Below are 14021 nucleotides of genomic sequence, written 5' to 3' on the forward strand. Positions count from 1 at the left end.
CCTCCAAGGCGAGCAGCGTGCGCGAGACCGCTGCCTGGGAGACACCCAGCTCGATCGCGGCGTCGGTGAAGCTGCCGGTGTCGAAGCTGCGTTCGTTCACCGCCGCCCAGTGGCGGCCGGTCCTGGGGCTGGCCGCCGTGTTCGCGGCCATGAACCTGACGCCGTACATGGCGATCGACCGGATCGGGCTCGGCCTCGCGGTCACCCTGGAATTCCTCGGCCCTCTCGCCGTGGCCCTGGCGGCTCGCGCCGCCGTATCGATCTGGCCGTGCTCTCGCCGCCGCGGGCGTGGTGGTTCTTACCGCCCCCAACCCAGCACCGACTGTCTCGGCATCGGCCTGGCCCTGATCGCCGCAGTCTGCTGGGGCCGCTACATCCTGCTCAACCGCACCGTGGGCGAGCGCCTGCCCGGAGTGCAGGGATCGGCCGCCGCCGTTGCCGTCCCCGGGCGAGGACCACCCGCTGAAACACTCCATCGCCTGCGCCAAGGAGCCGGAGGCGAGTGCGTATGGCTCCTCCCGCTCGGTCGGTGCCGCGTGACGCAGGAAGGCGACGACCGGTTCCTCAGGGCGCCGGCGGCCCGCTGCCGCGTGAGCGACCGGTCTGCCTCTGCCGCCTCACGGCCGAGGGGGCGCGCCGCACGGCAGTGCCGCGATAGTTCTGGCCGTCGACGGGGGTGACGACCTTCGCCGGGGCGAGGAAAACCGCGTCGGCGGGAGTGTGCGTCACTCGGCCTTCGCGGGTGACGAGCTGGCTCCACAGCGGCAGGGCCACTTCGAACCACCAGGAACCGTCGCCGACCTGGACCTTGGCCAGGAGTAGAGCCCGCACCTCCTGTCCGTCGGGCAGCAGGACCCGGACCGGGGGCCCGATCTCCGTCGCCGCGTCGGGTATCTCCCCGTCCCAGGACGACCGCTTCTCCTCCATGGCTGCCTACGCCGCTTCGTCGTACTCGCAGGCCGGTCCGTGGAAGTGCTTGAGCGCCGTCCGTAGATCGACCAGGCCCTCGGAGCAGGTGCCCCAGTACGGGTGGGTGGTCACGGTGACGGCCAGGGCGAGCACCTCGCCGCGCAGCCGGGCGATCTCGCCCGTCTGCGCTTCGGTGTAGCCGGGGCTGGCCGGCAGGCTCCGGGGCTCACCGCCCTGAACCGTCTTCGGCGCGGTCCAGCCATCGGCCGGCTCGACTGACCAGGGCAGGGCCCGCCCCAGCGCGTACTGCTCGGCCCGCAGCTGGTGCAGGCGCATCTGGGCGGCATGGAGGTCTCGGGGGAAGTCGTACGTCGTCACTCTCGAAATGATACGTGTGTTCGAATACATTCGGGCGGTTGGGCGCGCCCAAGGTCACTCGGTTGGCCCGCGGCAGCTCCGAGAGCAGTGCTGCGGGGCAGGCTGGACCGCCGGCTCCGCGCGCGTGCGCAGAGGCACTGTCCCGGCCGGGAGGTGACCGGCCGAACGGCATGAGCACAGACACAGAGGCAGGCCACCGCCACCGTGCAATGCTGGTACCCATGACCCTGGAGGACCTCGTACGGCTGCGCCGGGCCCGGGACACGATGGATCGCGACTACGCGCAGCCGCTGGACGTTCCGGCCCTGGCGAGCGTCGCGCTCATGTCGCCCGGGCACTTCTCCCGCAGCTTCCGAGCCGCCTTCGGGGAAACGCCCTACCGGTACCTGATGACCCGCCGTGTCGAGCGCGCGAAGGCGCTGCTGCGGCGAGGCGACCTGAGCGTGACCGACGTCTGCTTCGCGGTCGGATGCACGTCACTGGGGTCGTTCAGCTCGCGCTTCACCGAGTTGGTCGGCGAGAGCCCCAGCGCCTACCGGGCCCGCCGCCACGACGTCGGCGCCGCGATCCCGGCGTGCGTCGCCAAGATCCTTACGCGACCGGTCAGGATCGGAGAAGCGAAATCCGACGCCGCCTCGTAGCGTCAAAGGCATGAACATAAAGCTCTCCCAGTGCTTCATCGCAGTTGACGACCATGACAAGGCACTTGCCTTCTACCGAGACGTCCTCTGCCTTGAGGTACGCAACGACGTCGCCTTCGAGGGGATGCGCTGGGGACCGTCGGATCGACCGCGCGGCCCGACGTGGAGATCGTCCTCGAACCGCCGCTCGCCAACCCCAACGCCTCCCCGGCCGACCGGCAGGCGATGGCGGAGCTGCTGGCCAAGGGCATGCTGCGCGGCGTGATCTTCTCCACCGACGACTGCGCCGCCATCTTCGAACGCATCAGGTCCGCCGGCGGAGAGGTGTTGCAAGAGCCGATCGACCAGCCGTACGGCGTCCGCGACTGCGCCTTCCGCGACCCGGCCGGCAACATGCTCCGCTTCAACCAGCCCCGAAAGCGGTAACAACCGCCTGCGGCGGCGGTAAGGTCCCGGCCCATGGCTGCCGCGACCGCGCCGACGAAGCAGAAGCCGGACGCACTGCTCGCAGCTGGTCGGATCGAGCCAGGCGACACCGACGGTGACCGCGAATGCGGCCCCGCCCAACCGATGGAGACGCAATGAGCAAGGCCAAGGGGGCGGATACGCAGTCGCCTGCGCCGCACGGTGCCGACAGCCACGAGCTGATCGGCGTGCACGGCTCAATCCGCGTGCACGGCGCGCGGGTGAACAACCTCAAGGACGTCAGCATCGAGATCCCGAAGCGCCGGCTGACGGTGTTCACCGGTGTCTCCGGCTCGGGCAAGAGCTCGCTGGTGTTCAACACGATCGCCGCGGAGTCGCAGCGACTGATCAATGAGACCTACAGCACCTTCGTGCAGGGTTTCATGCCGACGCTGGCGCGGCCCGAGGTCGACGTACTCGAAGGGCTGACGACCGCCATCATCGTCGACCAGCAGCGGATGGGTTCCGACCCCCGCTCCACAGTCGGCACCGCCACCGACGCCAACGCGATGCTGCGCATCCTCTTCAGCCGGCTCGGGAAGCCGCACGTCGGCTCACCCAACGCGTTCTCCTTCAACGTCGCCTCGGTCCGGGCCAGCGGTGCGATCACGGTGGAGCGCGGCGCCGGCAGCAAGACCGTGAAGCAGACCTTCACCCGCACCGGCGGCATGTGTACGCGCTGCGAAGGCCGGGGCGCGGTCACCGACATCGACCTCACCCAGCTCTACGACGACTCCAAGTCGATCGCCGAGGGCGCGTTCACGATCCCCGGCTGGAAGTCGGACAGTTGGTGGACTGTGCGGACCTACGCCGAGTCGGGGTTCCTCGACCCGGAGAAGCCGATCCGCAAGTTCACCAAGAAGGAGATGCAGGACTTCCTCTACCGGGAGCCGACCAAGGTGAAGGTCGAGGGTGTCAACCTCACCTACGAGGGGCTGATCCCGAAGATCCAGAAGTCGTTCCTCTCCAAAGACCGGGAGGCGATGCGGCCGCACATCCGCGCGTTCGTGGACCGGGCGGTCACCTTCACCTCGTGCCCCGAGTGCGAGGGCACCCGGCTCAGCGAGGCGGCCCGTTCCTCGCGGATCGCCAGGATCAACATCGCCGATGCCTGCGCGATGCAAATCAGCGACCTGGCCGAATGGGTCCGCGGCCTCAACAAGCCGACGGTGGCGCCCCTTCTCGCCGCGCTGCAGCAGACCCTCGACTCGTTCGTGAACATCGGCCTTGGCTACCTCTCGCTCGACCGTGCATCGGGCACACTGTCGGGCGGCGAGGCGCAGCGCGTCAAAATGATCCGCCACCTCGGCTCCTCGCTCACCGACGTCACCTACGTCTTCGACGAGCCCACCATCGGGCTGCATCCCCATGACATCCAGCGGATGAACGACCTGCTTCTGCGGCTGCGGGACAAGGGCAACACGGTCCTCGTCGTGGAGCACAAGCCGGAAACGATCGCGATCGCCGACCACGTCGTCGACCTCGGCCCCGGCGCCGGTACGGCGGGCGGCACCGTCTGCTTCGAGGGCACCGTCGAGGGGCTGCGGGCCGGCGGCACTGTCACCGGCCGCCATTTCGACGACCGGGCCACCCTCAAGGAGACGGTGCGAAAGCCCACCGGCACGCTGGAGATCCGCGGCGCGACGACACACAACCTTCAGGAGGTCGACGTCGACATCCCGCTCGGGGTGCTCTGCGTGATCACCGGGGTGGCGGGTTCCGGCAAGAGCTCGCTCGTACACGGGTCGATCCCCGCCGGCGAAGGTGTGGTGGTCATCGACCAGGCTGCGATCCGCGGCTCGCGACGGAGCAACCCGGCAACGTACACCGGACTGCTCGACCCGATCCGCAAGGCGTTCGCGAAGGCCAACGGCGTGAAGCCGGCGCTGTTCAGCGCCAACTCCGAGGGCGCCTGCCCCAACTGCAACGGCGCCGGCGTCATCTTCACCGACCTGGGCATGATGGCCGGAGTCGCCACCACCTGCGAGGAGTGCGAGGGGAAGCGGTTCGAGGCATCGGTGCTGGACCACCACTTCGGCGGCCGAGACATCAGCGAGGTGCTCGCGATGTCGGTGGCCGAGGCCGAGGAGTTCTTCGGCGCAGGCGAGGCACGCACCCCGGCCGCGCACGCCATCCTCGGCAGGCTCGCCGACGTCGGCCTTGGCTACCTCAGCCTCGGACAGCCGCTCACCACGCTGTCCGGCGGCGAGCGGCAGCGGCTCAAGCTGGCCACGCACATGGCCGAGAAGGGCGGCGTGTACGTCCTTGACGAGCCGACCACCGGACTTCACCTCGCCGATGTCGAGCAGCTGCTCGCTCTGCTCGACCGGCTGGTCGACGCCGGCAAGTCGGTCATCGTCATCGAGCACCACCAGGCGGTCATGGCACACGCCGACTGGATCATCGATCTCGGTCCCGGCGCCGGCCACGACGGCGGCCGGATCGTCTTCGAGGGCACACCCACCGACCTCGTGGCAGACCGCCCCACCCTCACCGGCGAGCACCTGGCGGCCTACGTCGGCACCTGACGGAGGCCCGACAGCACAGAGCGGCGTAGAGGGGTTGGCAAGGAGCTGGGTCCAGGTGGCGTCGAAGACCGCTTCGGGGTGCCGGTCAGCCGGTCCAGCATCCGCTGGACGCTCGGGGTGATGTACGCGGAGATCATGTCGGGGCCCGGTGGCGCGAGGCCGGCCAGCTGGAAGAGGTGGGCGCGCCCGTCCCCGGAGAGCCGCAGGGCACGGGCCAGGGCCTCGACGATCTGCGCGGAGGGCGTGGTGGCTCTGCCTTGCTCGAGCCGAGTGATGTAGTCGACGGAGATTCCGGCCAGCTGGGCCAGCTCTTCGCGGCGTAGCCCTGCGGTGCGCCGGTGGCCGCCGGAGGGCAGGCCCGCTGCCTCGGGGGAGACCTGATCGCGTCAGTGCCGCAGTGCCGCAGTGCCGCAGTGCTGCTGTGTCGAGTTCCGTCGTTGACATACGGGACAGTGTGGCAAATGTACTGGTAGATGTGCCTGGTACTGATAGTCCTGTGAAGGCGGGTCTACTGGCTGTTCACATGTTTTGTCTGCACGGTGGAGGCATGACACAGCAACAGGAGCATCTACGGCGCCCGCTGTGGGCTGGATCGGCTTGGGCGACCAGGGGCTGCCCATGGCGAAGGCCGTCGCCGAGGCCGGTTTCCCTCTGCATGCCTGGGCTTGGCGGTCCACATTCCTGGACGCTCTGAGCGCCTCGCCGCACATCGGCCACGACGGCGTCAAGGACCTGGCCGCGGCGTGCGACATCGTCGCGCTGCGCGTGCGGACCGATGACGACGTGCTCCAGCTGGTCACCGGCCTGCTGGAAGGGCTGCGGCCGGGATCGATCGTCGTCAACCACGGCACGGGCCTGCCGGGCAACGCCGTACGGCTCACCGAGGTGTGTGCCGAGGCCGGCATCTCGGCCCTGGACGCAACCGTCAGCGGCGGCCGGCCGGCGGCCGAGGAACGCCGGCTGACAACCATGGTCGGTGGCCCGCGGCCGGTCGCCGAAGGGTGCGAGAAGGTCTTCGCCTCGTTCTCCCGTCACGTCGTCCGTCCGGGCGATGTGGGGGCGCCGGGAAGAGGACGAAGCTCTTCAACAACGCCCTGCTGATGATGAACCAGGCCGCTGTCGGCGAGATCGTCGCCCTGGCCGCGGAGCTGAAGCTCGACGTGGTCCGGCTGGTCGAGATCTGTTGTGTTCGCCTTTCGGAGGGGTATGGCACCAGAGCTGCGGGTCGCTGAAGCCAAGGGGGATGCGAAGTGCTGGATCGTTTGATCGACTGGTGGGGCGCCTCGCTCGGCAGACCTGCCGGCCGACTCCTGGCGTACGGCGTGGGCGCTGTTCTCGTCTGCGGCGTTCTGCTGGCTGCCCCGTACGCGCTCCAACGCGTGGCGCCGAGCAGTGTCAACTGGGGCGAACTCAGCGAAATCGCGATCGAGGTGACGCGCGGCCGGTAGTCGTCGGCTCGCCACGCTTTGAGGATGAGTCCTTCAGTCCCTTTCCCCTCGCTGGTTAGGCGAACCTAACCAGCGAGGGATGGTGGACGGCAGAGCGAATCGGCGATCAGAGCCCACGACATGTCGGTGGAGAATCCTTTCAAGTCCTGAAGTCATCAAGTCGAGGCTTCCTTTGCCGCACTTGCGACCAGCTCTCCTGAGTGCTGTCTGATCTATGTGCGGCTCGACCGGGCGACCCGCAGGGGCAGAGGGCAGCACCGGGCACGGCGGACTCCTCGGCACGCTCGCGGGTGACGTGGATCGACGACTTCATGATCGCGCCGGACCGACGCCGACACCTGCGGGCGCCTCCCAGTAAAGGAACAGCCGGAACCCAACGGAGCGTTACGAGCTCTGCAGGGCCAGCAGAGTCGTGTGGAGGTCGGCGTGGCGGGGCTGGTTGTGGGGAAGTCTGGCCAGGGCGGCTGCCATGCCGCAGGTGTTGGTGGCGGCGGAGAAGATCAGGCCGGTGCCGATGGCGGCGGAGAGCCAGCGGGCTGGCTTGTAGCGGGTGCCGGCGGCGAGTCCGAGGACGACCAGGGAGCCGGCGGCAAGGCGGACCTGGCGCTCCATCGGCCACACGTTGCGCACGCCTTCGGGCTGGTCCAGATGGTGCCCTTGCTGGGCCCAGGCGGTGGTGCCGCCGGTGAGGGTCGCGGCGGGGATGTCGGCGGCCGCGAGCTGCCGGCAGGCGGTGGTGGAGCGATTGCCCGATGCGCAGACCATGAGGAGGTCACCGGAGACGGCTGCGGCCTTGAGAGCGGGCAGCGCGGTGTGAAGGCGGTCGAGCGGGATGTTGTGCGCGCCGGGGACATGGCCCGCGGCGTACTCGCCGGGGCCACGGACGTCGATGACGGTATACCGCTCCAGGCGGGCGGCGGCTTGGGCGGGAACGACGGTGGTGGGGGTGCTCATGAGGGGGGTGATGTCCTCTCGTGGTGCAGGGGTGGTCCGTCCCGCCCAACCGTACGTCGGTGCCCAACCGACTGTGCGGGGCGCAGGGACAGAATGCCGGAATCATCAAGATGATCAGGGAGGGCCAGGACTGTGGGGACGTCATCACGCAGCCGACCGTGTCTCGCGTGCCGTGAACGGGCCGGTTCTGCCATCGTCGCGACCGGGCCGCAGCACTGCATGGCCGACGAGTGCCGGGCGGGTGCCGGGTGCCGCGATTGGATGCGGGCCCGGCTGGAGGAGCTGCTCCTCTCCCTGACCTGAGGAGCGCTATCCGGCTCGTTTGTCCAGCGGCTGCGCCAGGGCTGCTGTGTGCATCCTGCGTGTGAGACGGCAGCTTCCGACGCCTTTGCCATCTCTTTGCAACTCACTCTGCTGCTGTGTCGTCTCTGCTCTCGATCAATAACCCGGCCCGCCGCGTCACCGGGCGGGCGAACCGACGAAAGAGAGCGATTCATGCGCCGAACTGTCCTCAGTGCCATGGCCCTCGCGTGCACCGCGGTGCTGGCAAGCGCGGTGCCCGCCTTCGCCGACGGGACAATCCCGTCCCCTGCACCCGCTGCCCCGACCCCGAGGGTCGCACCCCCCGCGAGCGCCACTCCGGCGCCGAGCGTCGCACGGACTCCGAGCGCCGTACGGCCCCGGGTGACGGACCCGAAGGAGGTCGCCGCCGTACCGAAGGGGGCGCCCGACACCGGCGTGGCGCCGGTGTCCGCGCAGTCCGGCGCCGAGGGTGGACTGATCGGCGGGGGTGCCGTCGCGGTGTTCGCCGCCGGCACGGTCTTTCTGGTACGTCGCCTGCGGGCGACCGGGGCATGACCTCGCCCTCCAGGCGCGCGTTCGCCACCGCGGCGATGGCTTCGTTGCTCGTGGGCTGCGGCGGCCACCGGCCCGACCGGGCCACGACCGCACACCCCCGGAACACGCACTCGCCCGCGCGGCCCTCTGCGAAGGCGGCGCAGGCTCTGGGGCGTTCGGTCCCGGTCAGGTTGCAGGTCCCGGCGATCGGGGTCGACACCCCGGTCATGCAGCTGGGGCTGGCCGCGGACGGCAGCGTGCAGGTGCCCCCGATCGCGGCGGACGACCGGGCGGGCTGGTACCGGCACTCGCCGACGCCGGGAGGGATCGGCCCGTCGGTGATTCTCGGCCATGTCACGGTCGGCGCATACGGGGACGGGGTCTTCCGGCACCTCGCGCGGTTGCGGCGGGGCGAGCGGATCGTGGCGCGCCTGGAGAACGGTACAGCGGCGGTGTTCTCCGTCGACGCCGTACGGACGGTCGCGCAGGCGGACTTTCCGACAGGGGCGGTCTACGGGAACGTGGGCCGTCCGGAGCTGCGGCTCATCACCTGCGCCGGCCCCCGTTCCGGTGACGGGTACCGCGACAGCGTGATCGTCTTCGCCATGTTGAGCTCCGACGGCTCCTGACCCGCTGCCGGGATCCCGGGCCGGTGGACCGCATGTCCGGCCCGCCCGGGATCCTTGCCCACGAGTGCCCTCACGAGCATGGAGAGCGTTGAAACGGTCCCGCGAGACAGCAGCGTCCGAGCTGTTCGCCGCCCTCTACCCACGCCTCGCCGGCTGGTGCCGCCGCCTGGTCGACGACGACGAGACGGCCCACGAGATCGCCTCCGAGGCGTTCACCCGGCTCTGGGCCCGGTGGACCTCCGTGACGGAGCCCCGAGGCTTCCTCTATGTCACTGCGGCCAACCTCGTCCGGGACCACTGGCGCAAGGTCGAACGCGAACGCAAAGCCGTGCACCGCGCCACCGCCGAAGCCGCCGTCCGCCCACCTACCGAACAGGCCGACCCGTCGGTACGCCTGCTCGTACAGTCGCTGCCGGAACGGCTGCGCGTTCCGATCCTGCTGCACTACTACGCCGACATGCCGATCCGGGAGGTGTCCGTGCTGACCGGGCGCAAGGAAGGAACGGTCAAGGCCGACCTCCACGCGGCCCGAGAACTGCTCCGCGCCCACCTGAGGAGAAGCCTTGATCACACACTCTGACGACGGTCCGGACTTCGAACCCGACGACCCGCTCGCCGGCATCCTGCGGCCCACTTCCGACTACCTCGGCCCACCCGTCGGCCGGTACGAGGAGATCCGCCGAGGTGCCTCCCGCCGTCGGCTGCTGCGCGCAGCAGCCGGGGTCGGGCTGTCGTGCGTCGCCGCTGCCTGTATCGCACTGCCGCTGCTTCTGACGACACCCGGCGCACCCGTGTCCCCAACGGTCCCCCTCGCCCCACCAACCGCGAGCAGTCCGTCGACCGGGCCCACCCCGCCGGCGTCACCCGAGCGAGTCAACCCCCGCCCCAGCGAGCCGTCCCGGACCGACAGCCCCGCCACCCCGAGCAACCCGGCGGTCTCCACCGGTAGCGTGCCGTCGGCGAAGCCGACTCCGCAATCCGTCGAGCCGCCGGTTCGCAACGGAGCCCGCGCCAGCGCCGAGAGCAGCACCCGCCTGTAGACCCGGATTTCACGGTCGCGGTCAGATCCACGGCAACCGCAAGGTGATGTTGCCGTGGACGGGGCGGGGCTATCAGTCACCCGTTGTCCCGTCGATGCGCTCCCGCAGGAAGTCGGCGTGGCCGATCGAGTCCACTGCGGCTCAGAGGTTGGGTTCGGTCGGCGGTCCTGCCGACCAGAGCTCGTGGGCTTTGCGAGCCCACGCGGTGCGGAAATCGTCGCAGGAGATGTCCAGCGTGAGGTCGATCCGGCCGGTTCCGGAAGCGGAATAGGACCACGACTCGACGTGCAGGCAGATCCAGTGCTCGTCAATGGTGCGGCCGGTGCGGTCGAGCGGTCCCAGATAGGCCCCGCCCGGTAATGCGGGGGCCGGCAGGATGCGTAAGCACGGCCAAGGACATACCTGGCGCGCGGTGGATTCTGCCGTTGCCCCGAACCGGTGCACCTCCCGTCCCGGACGAGCCCAAGCACCGTACTCCGCCGGGTGATCCCGCTGCGGAGCACTGGTCCGCACCCGCGACCGGATCTGGTCGACCTACTTCGTGAGAGCGGCCTCTTGGGCGAGGAGGCTGTACGCGGTGGAGATGAAGGTGTCGGCCCGGCGGAAGCGGCGGGTGGCAAAGGCCGCGAGTGCGGTGTTGGTGGGGGGGTGAAAGCCGAGGAAGGCTTGTTGGCCGCTGGTGGCGCCGCTGTGGAAGTACAGGGGGCCGTTGGACGTGGGGTGGCGGAACCAGGTCAGGGTGTGGGTGTGGCGGTGGCGAAGGCCTCGGCGTAGGACAGGGGCGCGTACGGCGTGCAGAGCTTGTGCCAAGGAGTGGTTGTCGGGTCGGAGGTGCGCTTCGAGGTAGGTGAGCAGGTCGTGGGGGGTGGAGCGTACGGTGCCCGCTGCTCGGAAGCCGGGGATGAGCACGGCCGGGGTGGGGGTGATTCCGTCGGCCCGGTGCCCTGTGGCGTCGAAACCGTCGGGGGTGGGTTGCAGTGTGACGTCCGTGAGGGCGAGGGGGTGCAGGACCAGGGAGGTGAGCAGGGTCTCCCAGGGGGTGGCGGTGGCCGCCGCGAGGGCGTGTCCGAGCGTGGCGACGCCGAAGTTGGAGTATCGCCAGCGGTCGCCGGGGCTGTGGCGGGGGCGGGCCCGTAGGAACGCGGCGATGGTTTGGTCGCGCGAATAGTGGGCGTAGGGGCTGGTGGACCAGCGGGGGAGTGCCTGAGGGTAGAAGTCGGCAGGCAGGGGCGGCAACCCGGAGGTGTGGGTGATGAGGTGCGCCAGGGTGATGGGGTGCTCCCCGGCCGCTCTGGCGGGCGCCAGGCAGGAGATCGCGCTTTCGCCGCCGGTGAGTCGGCCGGTCTGGATGAGGTGGGCCAGCAGCAGTCCGGTGAAGGTCTTGGAGGCCGAGCCGAGTTCGTAGCGCATTTGGTCGCGGGGCAGATCCGGGGGAGTGCCGGTGCCTCCGCTGCGGATGAGGCGATGGCCGTTTCGGGAGAGGGCGAAGACGACATCGGGGGCGTCCATGCTGTCCACTGCGGTGAGCAGCATCTCGGCCAGTTCCTCGGGGCCCGAACCGGCGCTTCCTGCTGGGACGTTGCCCGGTGGGGGGTCGGACAACGCTGTGATGTGCGGAGCCGGCCCGGCGGGCCAGCGGGCGGTTGCGGTCATGCCTGCGCCTGCGCCTGGGACGACAGACGGGTCAACGTGCGTGAGGTCGCCAGTACGGAGGCGAAGGCTGCGACGAGTGTGGGGTGGTAGATGAGGTCGAAGACGTCCTGAGGGTCGCCCTGAGGCATCTCGAGCATGGCCGGCATGGCTCCGTCGGCCTGTTGGGCGGCGGCGAACCCTTCCCAGATACGCGCGTCGAGGGTCGGTTGCGGCATGCAGGCATCGACGACCAGCAGTTCGCCCAACAGGTCCCAGCGCCCCAGGTTCAGCCAGTCGTCCAGCCAGGCCGGTAGCCACAGGGCGAGGTAGTCGGCGATCGGAGGGGGCAGACCCCGCGCGTTTTCCCCCCAGTTGGTGAGGTGGAAGACGGTGTGGGTGATGTCGTAGCCGATACGGGCCCCGACCGTCCAGGGTTCGGGGGAGTGGGCCAGCCAGGTCCGGGCGGTGGCGTCCTGGATCGATGTGCGCGGCTCCAGGCCGAAGCGGCCCTCGAAGGCGGAGAGCCCAAGCCGGCGTACCGCTGTGGTCTCCAGCGCCGCTGCGCTTGTCAGGCGGTGGTGGAGTGCGGCGGCCCGTTCCACGTCGGGGTGGGTGTAACCGAGTTCCCTGAACGGCAGATACACCTCGAAGGGGATGGGGGAGGTCGGCTCGATGCGGTGGCCGCGCATCAGCATGTTCCCGCCGTCCAGAACCTCCCGCCAGGCGTGGTCGATCAGTTGGCGTGCGAGTGCGGTCTGACGGGACCCGGACACCCCCTCGCGGAACAGCACCGCGCAGATCAGCGCCAGTTCCCCGACCGGTTTGAAGCGATCCAGGAAGCCGACTTCGGGGTCGACGTCCAGTTCCAGACGGAACCCGTCACGGTGGGCGTGCAACCACTCGATGGCACTGGCACCGACGGCGTGGATCAGCCGCGTACTGGTCATGTCGCCACTCCCTGTCCGCGGGCTTCTTGGAAACTCTGCCGACCGTCGCCCCCCGGATCGTGTGTGTTCCCCATGGGGGGACGGGCGCTGGTGAGAGCACCGGCGAACAGGGCCATCAGCGTCGAGTGGTAGCAGTGCGTAAAGTCCTGGGCCATGGCCCGGCCGAGTGGACCGGGACCCACCTCGGGCAGGCAACCGCCCGTCTGCGCTGCGGCGATGGTCTCCCAGATGGTGTCTGCCTCTGCCTCTGTGTCTGTATCTGGATGGGACGAGAGGCGCGGCAGGTTGGCGGCCACGGCCAGGAGTTCACAGCTGAGATCCCACTGGTCGTCCTCCATACAGGTGGCCAGCCAGGCCGGCAGCCACAGCTCCAGGTAATCGGCGAGATACGGCGGGACACCCTGCGCGTCGTGGCCCCAGTCGGTGAGATGAAAGACCGTGTGCGTCAGCGTGTAGCCCACCTCCCGGTCGAACACCCATGGCTCGGCGAGACTGGCGAGCCAGGTGCGCTCCAGGGCGGCGGACACCGTGTCATGTTGCGCCAGCCCGGCGCGGCGCTCGCTGTTGAGCACACCGAGCTTGCGCGTCGGAACCTGCTCCCACCCCCGCCACCCACGGGTGGCGGCCACCAGCGCCGTGGCCTGCTCGAATCCTGCGTGCCGCAGACCCCCGGACGTGAAGGCTGCGTAGATCTCCAAGGGATAGGTCGCGAACGGCTCCAGGCGCTGCAACTCGTTTAGCACGGCGCCTTGCCCGGTCTCCTGCCATGCGAAGTCCAGCAGACCGGCCGCACTCTCGTGGAGCAGGGTGCCCACCGGGGTGTGATGCAGCACGGGTACGCACACCTGGGCCAGCTCACCCAGCGGCTTCCATGTCCTGTTCACATCCCCGTGCGCTGCGAGGGCGTCCTGGCCCAGGCGAAAGCCCTCCCGGTGCTCCCAGAGCCAGCCCGCCGCTGCCTCGGCCACGCCCCGGGGCACCTCGGACGTCACTGTGCTGCTCCTGGGCGCAGCATCCGGGCGGCCTGGACTTGCAACGCGACCCTGGCATCGGGGGCGCCCATTTGGGCGACGAACTCCAGGCCCGTATCCAGCCCCAGGGACGGGGGAACGCCGTCGAGCAGCGTCAGCCATCGCCCGGCTCCGGCGGCCTGCAGCCAGTCACGGCGGCGTACCGCCCTGACGAACCCGCGGGCCACATCGACCGGCCGGCTCGCGGCCAGGTGGCTCACGCCGCAGGCGGCACCGGGCACGGCCAGCGCGCTGAGTACGGCCAGCTGATGAGTCAGCATCTGCCAGGACGTGCCGTGGAGCCATTGGGTGTCCGGCTCCGGCGCGCAGGTTGTGGGGGAGGGGGAACGCAGTCGGCGGACCGCTCGGTCCATGGCCCAGTGGCTCCACAGCGCCGTCGCCGGTGCCGTGGCGGACGGGGTATGGGCAAGGAGGGATCTGTCCATGAGGGCCAGTCCGGCTTCATCGACCGGTTGCTCGGGGGAGAGTGCGGCCGGCAGCAGGGCATCGGCGCCCAGAATACGCAGCGCTGCCAGCGTGAGCCTCTCGTCGTGCCCCTGGCTGTTCGCCCGGGGCAGTGCGGAGCGGTGGGGTGCCCCCCCC

At 69.8% G+C, this 14021-nt stretch carries 18 protein-coding genes and 3 pseudogenes; 11 read left to right on the forward strand and 10 right to left on the reverse strand.

What is annotated here, in order from left to right; translation table 11 throughout:
* The 3 genes from QMK30_RS37095 to QMK30_RS37105 form a co-directional block, all read right to left on the reverse strand.
* Positions 1-205, reverse strand: a 205-nt coding sequence (locus QMK30_RS37095) for a helix-turn-helix domain-containing protein (protein ID WP_283522750.1), incomplete at its 3' end; no start/stop codon positions are given.
* Positions 206-564: 359 nt separating this feature from the next.
* The gene (locus tag QMK30_RS37100) at positions 565-927 is read right to left on the reverse strand and encodes a hypothetical protein (protein WP_283522751.1); all 363 of its coding nucleotides are present in this window, start codon (positions 925-927) and stop codon (positions 565-567) included.
* A gap of 6 nt (positions 928-933) precedes the next feature.
* A complete protein-coding gene (locus QMK30_RS37105; RefSeq protein WP_283522752.1) occupies positions 934-1287 on the reverse strand; it encodes a DUF8825 domain-containing protein in 354 nt (117 codons plus the stop codon).
* Between the two features lie 221 nt (positions 1288-1508).
* Between QMK30_RS37105 and QMK30_RS37110 the strand changes: the two genes are divergently transcribed.
* The 3 genes and pseudogenes from QMK30_RS37110 (at position 1509) to QMK30_RS37120 (ending at position 4921) form a co-directional block, all read left to right on the forward strand.
* Positions 1509-1928: a helix-turn-helix domain-containing protein gene (locus tag QMK30_RS37110; protein WP_283522766.1), complete on the forward strand. Its 420-nt coding sequence runs from the start codon at positions 1509-1511 to the stop codon at positions 1926-1928.
* 10 nt (positions 1929-1938) lie between these two features.
* Positions 1939-2354 (forward strand): annotated as a pseudogene (locus QMK30_RS37115) (VOC family protein).
* A gap of 155 nt (positions 2355-2509) precedes the next feature.
* A complete protein-coding gene (locus QMK30_RS37120; protein ID WP_283522753.1) occupies positions 2510-4921 on the forward strand; it encodes an ATP-binding cassette domain-containing protein in 2412 nt (803 codons plus the stop codon).
* Here QMK30_RS37120 and QMK30_RS37125 read toward each other — a convergent pair.
* A pseudogene (locus QMK30_RS37125) lies at positions 4919-5307 on the reverse strand (helix-turn-helix domain-containing protein); the annotation flags it as partial. The gene QMK30_RS37120 and the pseudogene QMK30_RS37125 sit on opposite strands and share 3 nt — an antisense overlap.
* Before the next feature lie 196 nt (positions 5308-5503).
* Between QMK30_RS37125 and QMK30_RS37130 the strand changes: the two are divergent.
* The 3 genes from QMK30_RS37130 to QMK30_RS37140 are packed head-to-tail and all read left to right on the forward strand — an operon-like array spanning position 5504 to position 6369.
* On the forward strand, positions 5504-6022 hold the full coding sequence (locus tag QMK30_RS37130; RefSeq protein WP_283522754.1) for an NAD(P)-dependent oxidoreductase: 519 nt from the start codon (positions 5504-5506) through the stop codon (positions 6020-6022).
* 2 nt (positions 6023-6024) lie between these two features.
* Positions 6025-6153, forward strand: coding sequence for a hypothetical protein (locus tag QMK30_RS37135; protein ID WP_283522755.1), 129 nt, complete (start codon positions 6025-6027; stop codon positions 6151-6153).
* An 18-nt stretch (positions 6154-6171) separates the two neighbouring features.
* On the forward strand, positions 6172-6369 hold the full coding sequence (locus tag QMK30_RS37140) for a hypothetical protein (protein WP_283522756.1): 198 nt from the start codon (positions 6172-6174) through the stop codon (positions 6367-6369).
* Between the two features lie 384 nt (positions 6370-6753).
* On the opposite strand, the gene QMK30_RS37145 is transcribed toward QMK30_RS37140, so the two are convergent.
* A complete protein-coding gene (locus QMK30_RS37145) occupies positions 6754-7323 on the reverse strand; it encodes a rhodanese-like domain-containing protein (RefSeq protein ID WP_283522757.1) in 570 nt (189 codons plus the stop codon).
* 23 nt (positions 7324-7346) lie between these two features.
* On the opposite strand from QMK30_RS37145, the pseudogene QMK30_RS37150 reads away from it, so the two are divergent.
* From QMK30_RS37150 to QMK30_RS37170, 5 genes and pseudogenes are all read left to right on the forward strand, one after another.
* A pseudogene (locus QMK30_RS37150) lies at positions 7347-7626 on the forward strand (metal-sensitive transcriptional regulator).
* A gap of 192 nt (positions 7627-7818) precedes the next feature.
* Positions 7819-8181: a sortase-dependent protein gene (locus QMK30_RS37155; protein WP_283522758.1), complete on the forward strand. Its 363-nt coding sequence runs from the start codon at positions 7819-7821 to the stop codon at positions 8179-8181.
* The gene (locus tag QMK30_RS37160; protein WP_283522759.1) at positions 8178-8789 is read left to right on the forward strand and encodes a class F sortase; all 612 of its coding nucleotides are present in this window, start codon (positions 8178-8180) and stop codon (positions 8787-8789) included. The genes QMK30_RS37155 and QMK30_RS37160 overlap by 4 nt, the downstream gene beginning before the upstream one ends.
* Positions 8790-8877: 88 nt before the next feature.
* Positions 8878-9369 (forward strand): RNA polymerase sigma factor, encoded by a 492-nt coding sequence (locus QMK30_RS37165; protein WP_283522760.1) that lies wholly within the window; start codon positions 8878-8880, stop codon positions 9367-9369.
* The gene (locus tag QMK30_RS37170) at positions 9353-9829 is read left to right on the forward strand and encodes a superantigen-like protein SSL4 (RefSeq protein ID WP_283522761.1); all 477 of its coding nucleotides are present in this window, start codon (positions 9353-9355) and stop codon (positions 9827-9829) included. Before QMK30_RS37165 ends, QMK30_RS37170 begins: the two co-directional genes overlap by 17 nt.
* 141 nt (positions 9830-9970) lie before the next feature.
* Here the strand turns inward: QMK30_RS37170 and QMK30_RS37175 are convergent, their stop codons facing one another.
* From QMK30_RS37175 to QMK30_RS37195, 5 genes are all read right to left on the reverse strand, one after another.
* Positions 9971-10273, reverse strand: a complete 303-nt coding sequence (locus tag QMK30_RS37175) for a hypothetical protein (protein WP_283522762.1) — start codon at positions 10271-10273, stop codon at positions 9971-9973.
* A 90-nt stretch (positions 10274-10363) separates the two neighbouring features.
* Complete coding sequence (locus QMK30_RS37180; protein WP_283522763.1) at positions 10364-11482, reverse strand: serine hydrolase domain-containing protein; 1119 nt, start codon at positions 11480-11482, stop codon at positions 10364-10366.
* Positions 11479-12408 (reverse strand): DUF6895 family protein, encoded by a 930-nt coding sequence (locus QMK30_RS37185; protein WP_283522764.1) that lies wholly within the window; start codon positions 12406-12408, stop codon positions 11479-11481. Before QMK30_RS37185 ends, QMK30_RS37180 begins: the two co-directional genes overlap by 4 nt.
* Positions 12405-13400, reverse strand: a complete 996-nt coding sequence (locus QMK30_RS37190; protein WP_283522765.1) for a DUF6895 family protein — start codon at positions 13398-13400, stop codon at positions 12405-12407. Before QMK30_RS37190 ends, QMK30_RS37185 begins: the two co-directional genes overlap by 4 nt.
* Positions 13397-14021 (reverse strand): hypothetical protein (locus QMK30_RS37195; RefSeq protein ID WP_502963304.1); only part of this gene is annotated, 625 nt, incomplete at its 5' end. The genes QMK30_RS37190 and QMK30_RS37195, both read right to left, overlap by 4 nt.

Source organism: Streptomyces sp. H27-C3 (genome assembly GCF_030063415.1).
In the GTDB taxonomy this organism is placed as follows: domain Bacteria; phylum Actinomycetota; class Actinomycetes; order Streptomycetales; family Streptomycetaceae; genus Streptomyces.